The organism is Bacillus sp. LBG-1-113, assembly GCF_020708615.1.
Taxonomy (GTDB): domain Bacteria; phylum Bacillota; class Bacilli; order Bacillales; family Bacillaceae; genus Bacillus; species Bacillus mojavensis.
Window position 1 is genome coordinate 1 of the sequence record NZ_JAJFDG010000015.1, and the last position, 13,977, is coordinate 13,977.

The 13,977-nt window shown below is 41.5% G+C and carries 12 protein-coding genes and 1 rRNA gene; 5 read left to right on the forward strand and 8 right to left on the reverse strand.

All coding sequences use genetic code 11. The features are described 5' to 3' along the window. From LJF29_RS20355 to dnaA, 8 genes are all read right to left on the reverse strand, one after another. Nucleotides 1-98: ribosomal RNA gene (locus tag LJF29_RS20355) — 16S ribosomal RNA — on the reverse strand; the annotation flags it as partial. A gap of 288 nt (nucleotides 99-386) precedes the next feature. Then, nucleotides 387-2,858, reverse strand: a complete 2,472-nt coding sequence (gene gyrA / locus LJF29_RS20360) for a DNA topoisomerase (ATP-hydrolyzing) subunit A (protein ID WP_168746733.1) — start codon at nucleotides 2,856-2,858, stop codon at nucleotides 387-389. Between the two features lie 211 nt (nucleotides 2,859-3,069). Then, on the reverse strand, nucleotides 3,070-4,986 hold the full coding sequence (gene gyrB / locus LJF29_RS20365; RefSeq protein WP_010332677.1) for a DNA topoisomerase (ATP-hydrolyzing) subunit B: 1,917 nt from the start codon (nucleotides 4,984-4,986) through the stop codon (nucleotides 3,070-3,072). Nucleotides 4,987-5,041: 55 nt separating this feature from the next. After that, nucleotides 5,042-5,287 (reverse strand): extracellular matrix regulator RemB, encoded by a 246-nt coding sequence (remB, locus tag LJF29_RS20370; RefSeq protein WP_010332676.1) that lies wholly within the window; start codon nucleotides 5,285-5,287, stop codon nucleotides 5,042-5,044. Between the two features lie 17 nt (nucleotides 5,288-5,304). Continuing rightward, on the reverse strand, nucleotides 5,305-6,417 hold the full coding sequence (gene recF, locus LJF29_RS20375) for a DNA replication/repair protein RecF (RefSeq protein ID WP_168746732.1): 1,113 nt from the start codon (nucleotides 6,415-6,417) through the stop codon (nucleotides 5,305-5,307). 15 nt (nucleotides 6,418-6,432) lie between these two features. Next, nucleotides 6,433-6,648: a ribosome maturation protein RlbA gene (gene rlbA, locus LJF29_RS20380; RefSeq protein WP_003219264.1), complete on the reverse strand. Its 216-nt coding sequence runs from the start codon at nucleotides 6,646-6,648 to the stop codon at nucleotides 6,433-6,435. Nucleotides 6,649-6,779: 131 nt separating this feature from the next. Further along, nucleotides 6,780-7,916 carry a DNA polymerase III subunit beta gene (dnaN, locus tag LJF29_RS20385; RefSeq protein WP_010332674.1) on the reverse strand — a complete coding sequence of 379 codons (1,137 nt, stop codon included), beginning with the start codon at nucleotides 7,914-7,916 and terminating at the stop codon, nucleotides 6,780-6,782. 193 nt (nucleotides 7,917-8,109) lie between these two features. Beyond that, a complete protein-coding gene (gene dnaA, locus LJF29_RS20390; RefSeq protein ID WP_229150237.1) occupies nucleotides 8,110-9,450 on the reverse strand; it encodes a chromosomal replication initiator protein DnaA in 1,341 nt (446 codons plus the stop codon). Between the two features lie 628 nt (nucleotides 9,451-10,078). Here dnaA and rpmH point away from each other — a divergent pair. The 5 genes from rpmH (at nucleotide 10,079) to mnmE (ending at nucleotide 13,958) form a co-directional block, all read left to right on the forward strand. Next, nucleotides 10,079-10,213, forward strand: a complete 135-nt coding sequence (gene rpmH, locus LJF29_RS20395) for a 50S ribosomal protein L34 (protein ID WP_003178075.1) — start codon at nucleotides 10,079-10,081, stop codon at nucleotides 10,211-10,213. A gap of 147 nt (nucleotides 10,214-10,360) precedes the next feature. Further along, nucleotides 10,361-10,714 (forward strand): ribonuclease P protein component, encoded by a 354-nt coding sequence (gene rnpA, locus LJF29_RS20400; RefSeq protein WP_010332672.1) that lies wholly within the window; start codon nucleotides 10,361-10,363, stop codon nucleotides 10,712-10,714. A gap of 141 nt (nucleotides 10,715-10,855) precedes the next feature. Next, nucleotides 10,856-11,641 carry a YidC family membrane integrase SpoIIIJ gene (gene spoIIIJ / locus LJF29_RS20405; protein ID WP_081638392.1) on the forward strand — a complete coding sequence of 262 codons (786 nt, stop codon included), beginning with the start codon at nucleotides 10,856-10,858 and terminating at the stop codon, nucleotides 11,639-11,641. Beyond that, a complete protein-coding gene (gene jag, locus LJF29_RS20410) occupies nucleotides 11,638-12,264 on the forward strand; it encodes an RNA-binding cell elongation regulator Jag/EloR (protein ID WP_010332670.1) in 627 nt (208 codons plus the stop codon). Before spoIIIJ ends, jag begins: the two co-directional genes overlap by 4 nt. A 314-nt stretch (nucleotides 12,265-12,578) precedes the next feature. Then, nucleotides 12,579-13,958, forward strand: a complete 1,380-nt coding sequence (gene mnmE, locus LJF29_RS20415; RefSeq protein WP_026014643.1) for a tRNA uridine-5-carboxymethylaminomethyl(34) synthesis GTPase MnmE — start codon at nucleotides 12,579-12,581, stop codon at nucleotides 13,956-13,958. Nucleotides 13,959-13,977 lie beyond the last annotated feature (19 nt).

Genomic DNA, 13,977 nt, shown 5'->3' on the forward strand with positions numbered 1-13,977 from the left:
CTAACATCAGGGAGCAAGCTCCCATCTGTCCGCTCGACTTGCATGTATTAGGCACGCCGCCAGCGTTCGTCCTGAGCCAGGATCAAACTCTCCGATAAAGTAGTTTGACTGACTACGCACATTGCTGTGCGATTTATTTAAAACTTGAATTAACAGGTACGTTTTGTCTTGTTTAGTTTTCAAAGAACTTTGCGCGCCTCTCTCGAAGCGACTACTTAATAGTAACATTTTTAGTTAACTAGGTCAACACTTTTTTAAAAAAATGTTTTCATCTAGTAATGTCATGTCTTTTTTAAAAGACAACAGAAATGATTATACCATAATTCTTCTCACTGTAAAGAGTTTTTGATATAAAAAAGCGCAGCTGGTATAGCCGCGCTTTTTCTTTAACTTTCTTGCGTCTCTTCTTGCTCATTTTCTTCATTATCATCGTTTTTCTCAACTAATGCGACTGTGGCAACATGCTCTTGTTCCGCCATTCTGATGAGACGTACGCCTTGAGTTACGCGTCCGGTAGTTGAGATATCATTGATATCCATTCTGATCAGTACACCGCTGGCAGTAATAATCATCAGATCCTCTTCACCTTTGGTAGCTTTCACCGCTACTAAATGGCCGTTGTTCTCCGTGATTTTACATGTTTTCAGTCCTTTTCCGCCTCGGCTTTGGGTTCTGTATTCTTCAGCCGGAGTTCGTTTACCGTAACCTTTCTCAGTCACGATAAGGACATCAGATTCTTCCTCTAATATTTCCATGCCGACGACAATATCGTCGTCAGTAAGGGTGATGCCTTTTACGCCTGCCGCTGTTCTTCCCATTTCCCTAACATCTGTTTCAGAGAAACGAATCAGCAGTCCGTTTTTCGTTCCGATGATGATTTGTTTTGTGCCGTCAGTAAGCCGGACACCCATTAATTCATCATCTTCCCGCAAGCTCAGCGCAATTAAGCCGTTGTTACGGATATTAGCAAACTGAGACAGTGAAGTGCGTTTTGAAATCCCATGTTTTGTTGTGAAGAAGAGATAGAGATCTTCTTCGAATGCGGTGACTGGGATAATTGCGTTAATCCATTCACCTTTTTCTACCTCCAACAGATTGATAATCGGGATTCCCTTAGCGGTTCTACCGTATTCAGGGATTTCATACCCTTTTGCACGATACACTTTCCCTTTGTTGGAGAAGAAGAGAATCGTGTCATGTGTTGAAGTAGAGATCAAATGTTCAACGAAATCATCTTCGTTTGTTCCCATTCCCTGAACGCCTTTTCCTCCGCGCTTTTGACTGCGGTAGGTCGAAGCAGGCAGACGTTTGATATATCCGTTATGTGTCAGGGTGACAACGATGTTCTCTCTTTCGATGAGATCTTCATCTTCAATTGTTTCAAGACCGGCAGTAACGATCTCAGTGCGTCTTTCATCGTTGAAACGCTCTTTAATTTCTGTAAGCTCTTCACGGATGATCTCAAGCACTTTTTCTTCATTGGCCAAGATTTCTTTAAGCTCTGCAATTAATTTAATAAGGGATTGGTATTCTTCTTCAATCTTTTCTCTTTCCAATCCTGTTAAACGCTGGAGCCTCATGTCTAGAATAGCTTGGGCTTGCTTTTCGGTCAGCGAGAATTGTTCAATTAACCCTGTTCTCGCAATTTCAGCCGTTTGAGAGCTACGGATAAGGGATATAACTGCATCAAGATGATCAAGAGCAATCCTTAATCCTTCCAAGATATGCGCTCTTGCCTCCGCTTTACGCAATTCATAAGCTGTACGGCGTCTGATAACGACTTTTTGATGATCTAGGTAATGCACCAGACATTGCTTTAAATTTAATACCTTCGGCTCACCGTCAACAAGCGCGAGCATATTAATCCCGAAGGAGGTTTGCAGGGCTGTCTGTTTGTACAGGTTGTTCAGGATAACATGCGCATTGGCATCTCGTCTGATTTCAATGACAATCCGCATACCGTTACGGTCAGATTCATCACGCAAATCAGTTATCCCTTCAATTTTCTTATCCCTGACAAGATCAGCAATCTTCTCAATTAGACGCGCTTTATTCACCTGATAAGGGAGTTCTGTTACTAAAATTCTTTCTTTCCCTGAAGAAGTTTCTTCAATTTCTGCTTTTGCCCGAATCGTAATAGAACCTCTTCCGGATTCATATGCCTTGCGGATTCCGCTTCTGCCTAAAATTTGTCCGGCAGTCGGGAAATCCGGTCCAGGAATGAATTCCATCAGCTCTTGGATTGTTATGTCCTTGTTCTCGCTTACGGCAAGCACTCCGTCAATAATTTCTCCAAGCTGGTGCGGCGGAATATTTGTAGCCATTCCGACTGCAATACCGGCTGCTCCATTTACAAGCAGGTTTGGGAATCTTGACGGCATGACAACAGGTTCTCTCTCTGACCCATCATAGTTATCTTGATAATCAATCGTGTCTTTTGTAATATCTCGCAGAATTTCCATGGCGATCTTAGACATTCTGGCTTCGGTGTAACGCATCGCAGCGGCTGAGTCTCCGTCTACAGAACCAAAGTTTCCATGACCGTCGACAAGCATATAACGGTAGTTGAAATCCTGCGCCATTCTGACCATAGATTCATATACCGCTGAATCACCGTGAGGATGGTATTTCCCGATAACTTCTCCGACGATACGAGCCGATTTTTTATACGGCTTGTCACTCGTCATGCCTAAATCATTCATCGCGTATAAAATCCGTCTGTGAACCGGTTTTAAACCGTCACGCACATCCGGCAGTGCCCGGGATACGATAACGCTCATCGCGTAATCCAAAAAGGACGTGCGCATTTCCTGACTGATATTTATTTCACGAACTTTTGGTGTGTTTTGTTCACTCATTAAAAAACCTCCCTGAAGTATCACATGAAATTATGTGGGAGTAGATTGTCCATTATGATCTTCAATACGATTTCGCTATTCTCCATTATATCAATAAACTTATACTTATACACATTAAATTACTAGAATATATAGGTTTTACAAGAATTCCTGGGTCCTGTCCAGTTCAGAAAAAAGCCTTATTTCTAATTGGAAATAAGGCTTTTTATTATTAGATGTCGAGATTTTTCACGTATCTCGCATTTGCTTCTATGAAATTTCTGCGCGGTTCTACTTTGTCTCCCATCAGCATTTCGAACGTTTCATCCGCATCCATTGCATCCTCTAGAGTCACCTGCAGAAGCGTTCTTGAGCTCGGATCCATAGTTGTCTCCCAAAGCTGGGTGGCATTCATTTCACCAAGACCTTTGTAACGCTGCAATCCAGGCTTAGGCGTTTGAGGAAGAGTTTGCAACAGTTCCTCAAGCTGCTTGTCATTGTAGGCATATTCAACACGTTTACCCTGCTGGACTTTGTAGAGCGGCGGCTGCGCGATGTACACATAGCCGTTTTCGATAATCTGACGCATATATCTGTAAAAGAACGTCAACAGCAATGTTCTGATGTGCGCGCCGTCAACGTCGGCATCTGTCATAATGACAACTTTGTGATAACGGGCTTTTTCCAAGTTGAAATCTTCCCCGATACCTGTGCCGAGTGCAGTAATCATAGAACGAACTTCGTTGTTAGAAAGAATTTTATCAAGCCTTGCTTTTTCAACGTTCAGGATTTTACCTCTAAGCGGCAAAATGGCCTGGAAATGTCTGTCACGCCCCTGTTTTGCAGATCCTCCGGCAGAGTCACCCTCTACGATATATAACTCGGAGATGCTCGGGTCTTTCGAAGAGCAGTCCGCTAATTTACCGGGAAGGTTTGAAATCTCCAAAGCGCTTTTGCGGCGCGTTAATTCACGTGCTTTTTTCGCAGCCATTCTTGCTCTTGCTGCCATTAAACCTTTGTCAACGATTTTTCTGGCCGCATCTGGATTTTCCAGCATAAATGTTTCCAACGCCGCAGAAAATAACGTATCTGTGATAGTCCGTGCCTCTGAGTTGCCTAATTTTGTTTTCGTTTGGCCTTCGAACTGCGGATCCGGGTGTTTGATCGAGATAATCGCGGTAAGCCCTTCTCTCACATCATCTCCGCTCAAGTTTGGATCATTTTCTTTTATGAGTCCTTTTTTTCTGGCGTAATCATTGATGACACGAGTCAGCCCTGTTTTAAAACCGGCTTCATGAGTACCGCCTTCGTACGTGTTGATATTGTTTGTAAATGAGTAAATATTACTTGTGTAGCCGTCATTGTATTGCAGAGCGACTTCAACCGTAATGCCGTCCTTTTCGCCTTCAATATAAATCGGCTCTTCATGGACAACTTCTTTGGAGCGGTTTAAATACTCTACATAGCTTTTTATTCCGCCTTCGTAATGATACTCATTTTTGCGTTCTTGTCCTTCACGTTTATCTTCAATCGTGATGTTTACGCCTTTTGTCAAAAAGGCTAGTTCACGAACACGGTTAGCAAGCAGATCATATTCATACTCAGTTGTTTCCGTGAAAATTTCAGGATCTGGAACAAAATGTGTAGTCGTTCCGGTATGATCCGTTTCGCCAATAACCTCGAGATCAGAAACCGGGATACCGCGGTTATAGACTTGACGATGGATTTTTCCGTCACGGTGAACAGTCACATCAAGCTCTGTTGATAACGCGTTAACGACCGAGGCACCTACACCGTGCAAACCTCCGGACACTTTATATCCGCTTCCGTCAAATTTTCCTCCGGCGTGAAGCACAGTCATAATGACTTCAACCGCAGGACGGCCCATTTTCTCATGAATACCGACTGGAATCCCGCGGCCATTATCAATTACTGTGATGCTGTTGTCTTTTTCAATTAGGATATTGATATCTGTACAATAACCGGCCAGGGCTTCGTCAATACTATTGTCGACAATTTCCCATACCAGATGGTGAAGACCTTTACTGTTAGTTGAACCGATGTACATCCCCGGTCTTTTACGAACAGCTTCCAATCCTTCTAGTACCTGTATCTGATTTTCATCATAACTATTTTGCTGCTGTTCCATAGCCACGTTATTCACCTACACTTTTCTTAAACAATATATTCGTTATAAAAAATCACTAAGAATCTATTTCAACCATAAATTGCGCACGTTTTTTTAATGTGCTTGAAGATAAGGGAGAGTAATATATATTCTGAACCGTGACTACGATAGATTTGGGTGTGCCGTTTACGGAAGGCACCAGCTTGTGTTTCTGTTTTTTCAGAAATTCTTCAACAATTGGCGACATGTTGGCTTTAAAATCAAAAATGCCAATAATATCGCATGTTGAAACCACAAAATCATCACCTAAATGAATATACAATTGCCCACCTCATTTCTTCACTTCACTAACGCACCGTTTTGCACACGGAACATTCCTGCTTGCCGTAAGGTTTCGTGATCAATGCCATCAACGCTTGTCGTTGTGACAAACGTTTGTACACGGCCCTGGATGGTATGAAGCAAGTGCGATTGGCGATAATCATCCAGCTCACTCAGCACATCATCCAATAGTAAAATGGGATATTCTCCGATTTCTTCATGGATCAGGTCAATCTCAGCCAGCTTAAGGGATAATGCCGTCGTCCGCTGCTGTCCTTGAGAACCGTACGTCTGCACATCGCGTCCGTTCACATAGAAAAGAACATCATCCCGATGAGGTCCAGACAGCGTGACGCCACGCTCAATTTCTTTTTCTCTTAATTTAGAAAACGCTTCTTGATAGCTATCTCCTATTTTCGACAAGTCTTCAGGATCTGATACCTCAAGCGCCGTATGGTACTTCAGCGTCAGTTCCTCAAGCCCTCTTGAGATGCCCGAATGGATAGGCTGCGCCCATTTTTCGAGCTGTGCCGTGAATTGCAGACGTTTTACGACGACTTTTGCGGCAACTTCAATAAGCTGATCAGTCAGAACATCAAGCATTGTTCTGTCAGTTTGTTTTCTTGTTTGCAGCTGCTTCAGAAAGTGATTTCGCTGGGAAAGAATCTTCTGGTAAAGAGAAAGGTCATACAGGTAGACGGGAGAAACTTGGCCGATTTCCATGTCAAGAAACCTCCGTCTCACTTGAGGGCTTCCCTTTACAAGGTTTAAATCTTCCGGCGCAAACATGATGGTGTTGAGGGCACCGACATACTGGCTGAGTTTTTGCTGTTCGATATGATTGACCTTGCCCTTTTTACCCTTTTTGGAGATGACGAGCTGCATCGGAATCGCTCCGTTTTTCTTCATCACTCTTCCCTCTATTTTAGCATAGTCTTTGTCCCATCGGATAAGTTCTTTGTCATTTGAAGTCCGATGCGATTTTGCCATGGACAAGACATAGATCGCTTCCATGAGGTTTGTTTTCCCCTGGGCATTTTCTCCAATGATCACATTTACTTTATTTTCAAATTGAAGTTCAGCATGTTCGTAGTTGCGGTAAGATGTCAGTTCTAAGTTCTGGATATGCAATCAGTGTCACCCGCTTTAATTGACGACTTGAAATGAACCAAATCCTTCAATCTCTACCACATCTCCAACATACAGCTTTCTGCCGCGGCGATTGTCCGGCTCATTGTTTACAAGCACTTCATGCTCGCTCAAAAACCACTTTGCCATACCGCCTGACTGAATCACATCGGCTAATTTCAGAAATTGACCGAGTGTAATCATCTCTGTATCAATAGAAATCGGATTTGCCATTATATCGACCTCTTTCAAATATCACTAATATCTAATTGTACTAAAAAAAAACGAATTAGGGAAAGGGAAAACTTGACGGAGCAGATACCGAATAGAAAAGCTGCCGAACAGGTCGGCAGCCGTATATCGGATTAATAGGTTCTGACAGGGAGGATAAGCTGTACGATTGTTTCATCATTCGGCGTGCGAATTAAGAAAGGTCTCATAGCTCCTGTAAAGCTGACACGTATCTCTGCTCCTTCAAGCACCTTTAATGCATCCAGCATATATTTTGGACTAAAAGAGATATTTAATTCCTCACCCTCAATTTGATCTGCAAGAACTGCTTCCACAACTTTTCCGATCTCAGGTGAATTAGAAGAAATCTCAATTGATTCAGCAGGTTTTGCAGAAAGCTTCACCACGTTATTGCGTCCTTCTCTGGCTAATAGAGATGCACGATCAATCGCCTGAAGGAATTCTTTTGTGTTCACAATGATTTCTGTCTTGCTTTCTTGCGGAATAAGGCTCGTTGTATCTGGGTAATTTCCATCCAGCAGGCGCGAGAAGAACAAGACGTTTTTTGCTTTAAACAGAACCTGGGTTTCTGTAATGACGATATCTACTAGTTCTTGGTTGTCATCTAAAATTTTGCTGAGTTCAGTTAAGCTCTTACCCGGAATCACGACGTTATAGGATCTGTCTTCTGAAATATCAAGTTTGGCTTTTCTTAAAGCCAAACGGTGGCTATCCGTCGCAGTGCATAATAATTCACTTTTCTCCACTTTCCAGTTTACACCTGTCAATATAGGACGTGTTTCTGAGGTGGACACCGCAAACACTGTTTGTCTAATTAGGTTTTTTAACAAATCCGTAGGAATCTGAATCGCATGATGCTCTTCGATCTGCGGCAAATGCGGATATTCATCAGCATCAAGTCCATTTAGGTTAAATTCGGCTTTTCCAGAGCGGATAATCGTCAGATATTGATTTTGCACTTCGATTTCTACAGCTGCCATCGGGAGTTTTTTTACAATTTCGCTAAAGAAGCGGGCTTGTAATACAATGCTGCCTGGCTGTTCAATCGTAACGATTTCTTTATCTCCTTCTTCTTTCGGAATAAAAGACTCGATGGAAATATCAGAATCGCTTCCTGTAAAAGATACCCCTTCATCTGAGGCAACGATCTTAATACCGGTCAAAATCGGAATTGTAGTTCTGGATGAAACTGCTTTTAACACATCTTGGACACTTTCAACAAGACGATCTTTTTGAATCGTAAATTTCATTTTTATCCTCCTAACGGATAATGTATTAATATATATATTTTTTTTAAAAAAAGTAGTAGAAGTAATAGTAGGGCTTGTGGATTTGTGGATAAGTTGCGAAAAAGACAGGAAACACAGCCTATCCACATGTGGACAGACTGTGTATGACTTTAGAAAAGTTATTCACACTTCTCCCGATTTATCCCCGGCCCTATTATTTAAGCTGTTCCTTAATTTCTTTTACATGCTGTTGAAGCTGTTCATCATCTGCCATCAGTTTTGAGATTTTTTCATGCGCATGAATAACGGTTGTATGGTCACGGCCACCGAATTCCTCCCCAATTTTAGGGAGAGAGGAGTCAGTCATTTCTCTCGATAAGTACATAGCGATTTGACGCGGGAATGCTACCGATTTTGTCCGTTTCTTTGCTTTGAAATCCTCAAGCTTAATATTGAATTGCTGGCCTACTACTCTCTGAATTTCTTTTATTGTAATCATTTTCGGTTTTGAGGAAGGAATAATATCTTTTAATGCCTCAGCGGCCAGATCGGCATTAATGTCTTTATTAATTAAAGATGAATACGCAACGACCCTGATTAATGCCCCTTCCAGCTCCCGAATGTTGCTGTCGATTTGATTTGCGATATAAAGCATAACCTCGTTCGGAATATCCAAGCCTTCCGCTTTGGCTTTTTTTCTTAAAATCGCAATTCTTGTTTCTAAATCAGGAGGCGTAATATCTGTAATCAGACCCCATTCAAAGCGTGAACGCAATCTGTCTTCAAGTGTCGGAATTTCTTTAGGCGGTCTATCACTTGAAATGACGATTTGTTTGCTTTCTTCGTGCAGCGTGTTGAAAGTATGGAAAAATTCTTCTTGCGTTTGTTCTTTCCCGGCTAAAAATTGAATATCATCTATCAAAAGCACATCAACATTTCGGTAGCGATTGCGGAAATCAACTGCTTTATTATCCCGAATAGAGTTGATGAACTCGTTAGTAAATTTCTCAGAAGACAGATAAACCACTTTGGCAGAAGGATTATGATCTATTACATAATGGCCGATCGCATGCATTAAGTGTGTTTTCCCTAATCCAACGCCTCCGTAGATAAATAAAGGGTTGTATGCTTTTGCAGGTGCTTCCGCTACTGCTAGGGAAGCTGCGTGAGCGAATCGGTTTCCAGATCCGATGACAAAAGTATCAAATGTATACTTTGGGTTGAGCATATTTTGAGGAAAATCAGATGTATCTTCTTTTACCGCTTTTTTGACTTGCGGTTTTGGCATAAAGTCTTCGACATCTTGATTTTGAGGAATGACAAATTTAATGCTCAATTCTTCCCCGGTTAATTCATATATAGTATCTGCAATGAGATGCAAGTACCTGGACTCCAGCCAGTCTCTGGCAAATTCATTAGGAGCGGTAATTGTCAATGTATCCCCTTGCAGTGAGTGGGCTTTCGTTGATTTCATCCAAGTCTCGAAACTCGGTTTGCTCAATTTTTTTTCGATTTGAGCAAGGGCTTGGTTCCACAGGTCTAATATATTTTCCATCTTCCGGCACGTCCCTCCTTTTCTAAAAAATAACGCCTTTTTCTGTTATAGAACACAAAAAAAGAGCAAATGGCGGTAACCATTCGTACACATTAAATGTTGAAAACATATAATATAGTAGATAAATAGCTTTTCGACAAATTTCACAAGTTGTGGACAACTTTCTACACATGCTGTGTGAAATCAATCCACATCTTATCCACAGTTTGTGGATAAAGAGTGAAAGCAAGATTCGTAATCAAGAGTTAAAACACAAATATAATACCAAATTAAACGAGAGCTTGCAATGGTTGTCACAATCTTATCCACAAAGCAGACAACCTGTTGAAAAAAATTTGTCCACAGGAGTTGGCAGTGTGAAAATGTTGTCGATAACCTTTGTGGATATTAAAAAAGGGAAAAAAGATATCCACATCACGAATTTTCAGCTCAGAATGTCATTTGTATCTGACTTTTTTTCGTTAAATTCAGGAATCTGAAAAAATAAGGTTTCGAAAGTCGATAAGGTATGGTATCCTATTATGGTTGCAAGAAACAAAAGCACTAGTGAAGTTGACAATGAATAGGTAACGCAAATATAATAAGTAAGACTGTCTTTAACAGCTATTCCTCGAGGGAGGTGTCATAAATGAAAAGAACATTCCAACCGAATAACCGTAAACGCAGTAAAGTTCATGGCTTCAGAAGCCGTATGAGTTCAAAAAACGGTCGTCTAGTTTTAGCGCGCCGTCGCCGCAAAGGCAGAAAAGTATTATCAGCTTAGGCCACTGAATAATGTCAGTGGTCTTTTTTCACTTTAAGGGAAAAGATATATGTGATGTGTATGAGCGGGGGATATCCCTCTCTCTGCACATCTCATTTTCAAATAAAATTAAAAGTTTCTGCCAGCCAGTATCGGAGTGAAGTCAATTTGAAGAAGCGAAATCGTTTAAAGAAAAATGAAGATTTTCAAAAAGTGTTTAAGCATGGCACATCAGTAGCGAATCGCCAGTTTGTCTTATATACGCTTGATCAGCCTGAAAACGATGAGCTGCGCGTTGGTCTTTCCGTCAGCAAAAAAATTGGCAATGCAGTAATGCGAAACCGGATAAAACGTTTAATCCGGCAAGCTTTTCTAGAAGAGAGAGACAGGCTGAAGGAAAAGGATTATATTATTATTGCCAGAAAACCAGCAAGTCAGCTGACATTTGAGGAAACGAAAAAAAGTCTGCAGCATTTATTCAGGAAGGCCTCATTATATAAGAAAACTTCGTCAAAAAAGTAGGTGCCACTGCTTTCTTACAACTTTTAAAAGCGCTTCCTTTCTGGTTGAACAGAAAAAGACACCATTTAAAACTGAAAGATGCTAAAATACATACAAGTATGTTTTGTAATAAGAGAGTGTAAAGAATGATTATAGGAGGAAATGTTGTTGAAAAGGAGAATATGGTTGCTATTAAGTATGGTCGGCGTATTCATGCTTTTGGCTGGATGCTCGAGTGTCAAAGAGCCGATCACTGCAGATAGTCCGCATTTTTGGGACAAGTACGTAGTATTTCCATTGTCTGAGCTCATTACGTATGTTGCGAAATTGACGGGAGACAACTATGGACTTTCAATTATTATTGTTACAATTTTAATCCGTTTATTAATTTTGCCGCTGATGATCAAGCAGCTGAGAAGCTCGAAAGCGATGCAGGCTTTACAGCCGGAAATGCAAAAGCTTAAAGAAAAATACAGCTCAAAGGATCAAAAAACGCAGCAGAAACTTCAGCAGGAAACAATGGCTTTATTTCAAAAGCATGGCGTCAACCCATTGGCAGGATGTTTCCCGATTTTAATTCAAATGCCGATATTAATCGGATTCTATCATGCGATCATGAGAACACAGGCGATTTCAGAGCACAGTTTCTTATGGTTTGACTTAGGGGAAAAAGATCCTTTCTATATTCTTCCGATTGTTGCCGGGGTTGCCACTTTCGTACAGCAAAAATTAATGATGGCGGGCAACGCGCAGCAAAATCCGCAAATGGCAATGATGCTTTGGATTATGCCGATTATGATCATTGTGTTTGCGATCAACTTCCCAGCGGCGCTTTCTCTTTATTGGGTAGTCGGTAACTTGTTTATGATTGCGCAAACTTTCCTCATTAAAGGGCCTGATATTAAAAAAGATCCTCAGCCGCAAAAAGCCGGAGGAAAGAAAAAGTGAGGAATGTGACTGCTGCAGGGCGAGATGTCGATGAAGCAGTACAGTCCGGATTACGTGAGTTGCAATTAACGAGAGATGAAGTTGACATTACCGTTATTGAGGAAGGAAACAAAGGCTTCCTCGGTATATTCGGCAAAAAGCCGGCAATCGTAAAGCTGGCTGAAAAATTTGATCCGATTCAGGAAACAAGGATTTATCTTAAAAGAATTGCCGAATCCATTGCCGGAAAGTCTGATGTGACTGTAAAAGAAAGCAAAAAGGCAGTATGTTTCCATATAACGGGTGAAAAAGCGGCATTGTTGATTGGGAAAAGAGGACAAACCTTAAATGCCCTTCAAACTTTGACCCAGCTTGTCCTTAATCGTTATTCAGATCAGTATAAAAATGTGACGGTAGATGCAGAAAACTACCGTTCGAAAAGGAAAGATACGCTGAGTCAGCTGGCTGTGAGACTGGCAGACCAGGTTTTGAAAACGAAAAAAGATGTTCATTTAGAACCGATGCCGTCCAGTGAAAGAAAAATCATTCATGATGCTCTTTCCAAATATGCAAATCAGCAGATCAATACGTATTCAATGGGTGAAGGCGATAATCGCCACCTCGTTATTTCCCAGAAAAGATAACATAAAACCGAAGTCCGGTAAAAATCGGAGCTTCGGTTTTTTTGTATAGAAAAATCTATTTTCCCTTGTAATATCAAGCTTTTTCCGTTTAAGTTTTTCCTTTTTAGGTGTATCCTGTTGATAAAAAGGAAGTTCAGGAAATAAAATTAATTGTTATTCACATGTGGATAAGTTAAAGTAATAAGGGATGAATTTCTAAGTCTGTGGATAACACATCTTCCACTTCGAACCAAACTATGTTATCTTTTAGTTTTGGCATAATAAAATATTTTTTATATAGATGAATGAGAGTATAGAAAAGAGAGGTGAACAACATGGATACAATTGCGGCCATTTCTACACCGATGGGTGAGGGTGCGATTGCTATTGTACGGCTGAGCGGACCGGAAGCAATCCAGATTGCCGACAGGATTTATAAAGGGCCGAAAGGGAAAACGATCAGTTCGGTCGAATCACACACGATTCATTACGGCCATATCGTAGACAAACGTACCGATCGGGTCGTGGAGGAAGTAATGGTATCGGTGTTAAAAGCACCGAGAACTTTTACACGTGAAGATGTCATAGAAATAAACTGCCACGGGGGAATTGTGACAGTAAACCAAGTGCTCCAGCTCGCCTTAAGAGAGGGAGCGAGACTGGCGGAGCCTGGTGAATTTACGAAACGTGCATTTTTAAATGGCCGAATCGACCTTTCACAGGCGGAAGCGGTAATGGACTTAATCAGAGCGAAAACGGATCGGGCAATGAACGTCGCTTTGAATCAAATGGAAGGGCGTCTCTCTGCTTTGGTGCGCCGTTTGCGCGATGATATTTTAGAAACGCTGGCCCATGTTGAGGTAAATATAGATTATCCGGAGTATGATGATGTAGAAGAAATGACACATCAGCTTTTAGTTGAAAAGGCAAGCTCCGTTAAAAAAGAAATTGAGGCGTTGCTTAGAACGTCTGAGCAAGGCAAAATTTTACGGGAAGGTCTTTCCACTGTCATTATCGGCCGTCCGAATGTCGGGAAGTCTTCTCTTCTGAACAGCCTGGTTCACGAGGCAAAAGCCATTGTTACCGATATTCCGGGTACGACACGGGATGTGATTGAGGAATACGTGAATGTGAGAGGTGTTCCGCTTCGTCTTGTTGATACTGCAGGTATTCGTGAAACAGAGGATATTGTTGAACGAATAGGTGTTGAACGCTCTCGTCAGGTTTTGAAGGAAGCAGACCTGATTTTACTTGTGCTCAATTATAGTGAAGAGCTTTCTGAAGAAGACGTGAAGCTTTTTGAAGCCGTTAAGGGAATGGACGTCATCGTTATTATGAATAAGACTGACCTCGAGGCGAAAATTGACATAGAACGTGTACGTGAGCTGGCCAATGGACGTCCTGTTGTAACGACCTCCCTTCTAAAAGAAGAAGGCGTTAATGATTTGGAGGAAGCGATTCAATCGCTGTTCTTTACAGGTGCTATTGAAAGCGGAGATTTAACGTATGTCAGCAACACACGCCATATATCAATTTTACAGGAAGCAAAACGCGCCATTGAAGACGCGCTTAGCGGCATCGAACAGGATGTCCCGATCGACATGGTGCAGATTGATCTAACAAGATGCTGGGAGCTTCTGGGCGAAATCATTGGAGACGCTGTCCACGAAAGCTTAATTGATCAGCTCTTTTCACAGTTCTGTTTAGGAAAATAATAAAAGGAGGAATTAGAAT

What these genes read in the sequence shown, in the direction of transcription:
- gyrA (WP_168746733.1), bottom strand. Translation starts at nt 2,858, where the DNA reads ATGAGTGAACAAAACACACCAAAAGTTCGTGAAATAAATATCAGTCAG.
- gyrB (WP_010332677.1), bottom strand. Translation starts at nt 4,986, where the DNA reads ATGGAACAGCAGCAAAATAGTTATGATGAAAATCAGATACAGGTACTA.
- rlbA (WP_003219264.1), bottom strand. Translation starts at nt 6,648, where the DNA reads ATGGCAAATCCGATTTCTATTGATACAGAGATGATTACACTCGGTCAA.
- dnaN (WP_010332674.1), bottom strand. Translation starts at nt 7,916, where the DNA reads ATGAAATTTACGATTCAAAAAGATCGTCTTGTTGAAAGTGTCCAAGAT.
- dnaA (WP_229150237.1), bottom strand. Translation starts at nt 9,450, where the DNA reads ATGGAAAATATATTAGACCTGTGGAACCAAGCCCTTGCTCAAATCGAA.
- rpmH (WP_003178075.1), top strand. Translation starts at nt 10,079, where the DNA reads ATGAAAAGAACATTCCAACCGAATAACCGTAAACGCAGTAAAGTTCAT.
- spoIIIJ (WP_081638392.1), top strand. Translation starts at nt 10,856, where the DNA reads ATGTTGTTGAAAAGGAGAATATGGTTGCTATTAAGTATGGTCGGCGTA.
- mnmE (WP_026014643.1), top strand. Translation starts at nt 12,579, where the DNA reads ATGGATACAATTGCGGCCATTTCTACACCGATGGGTGAGGGTGCGATT.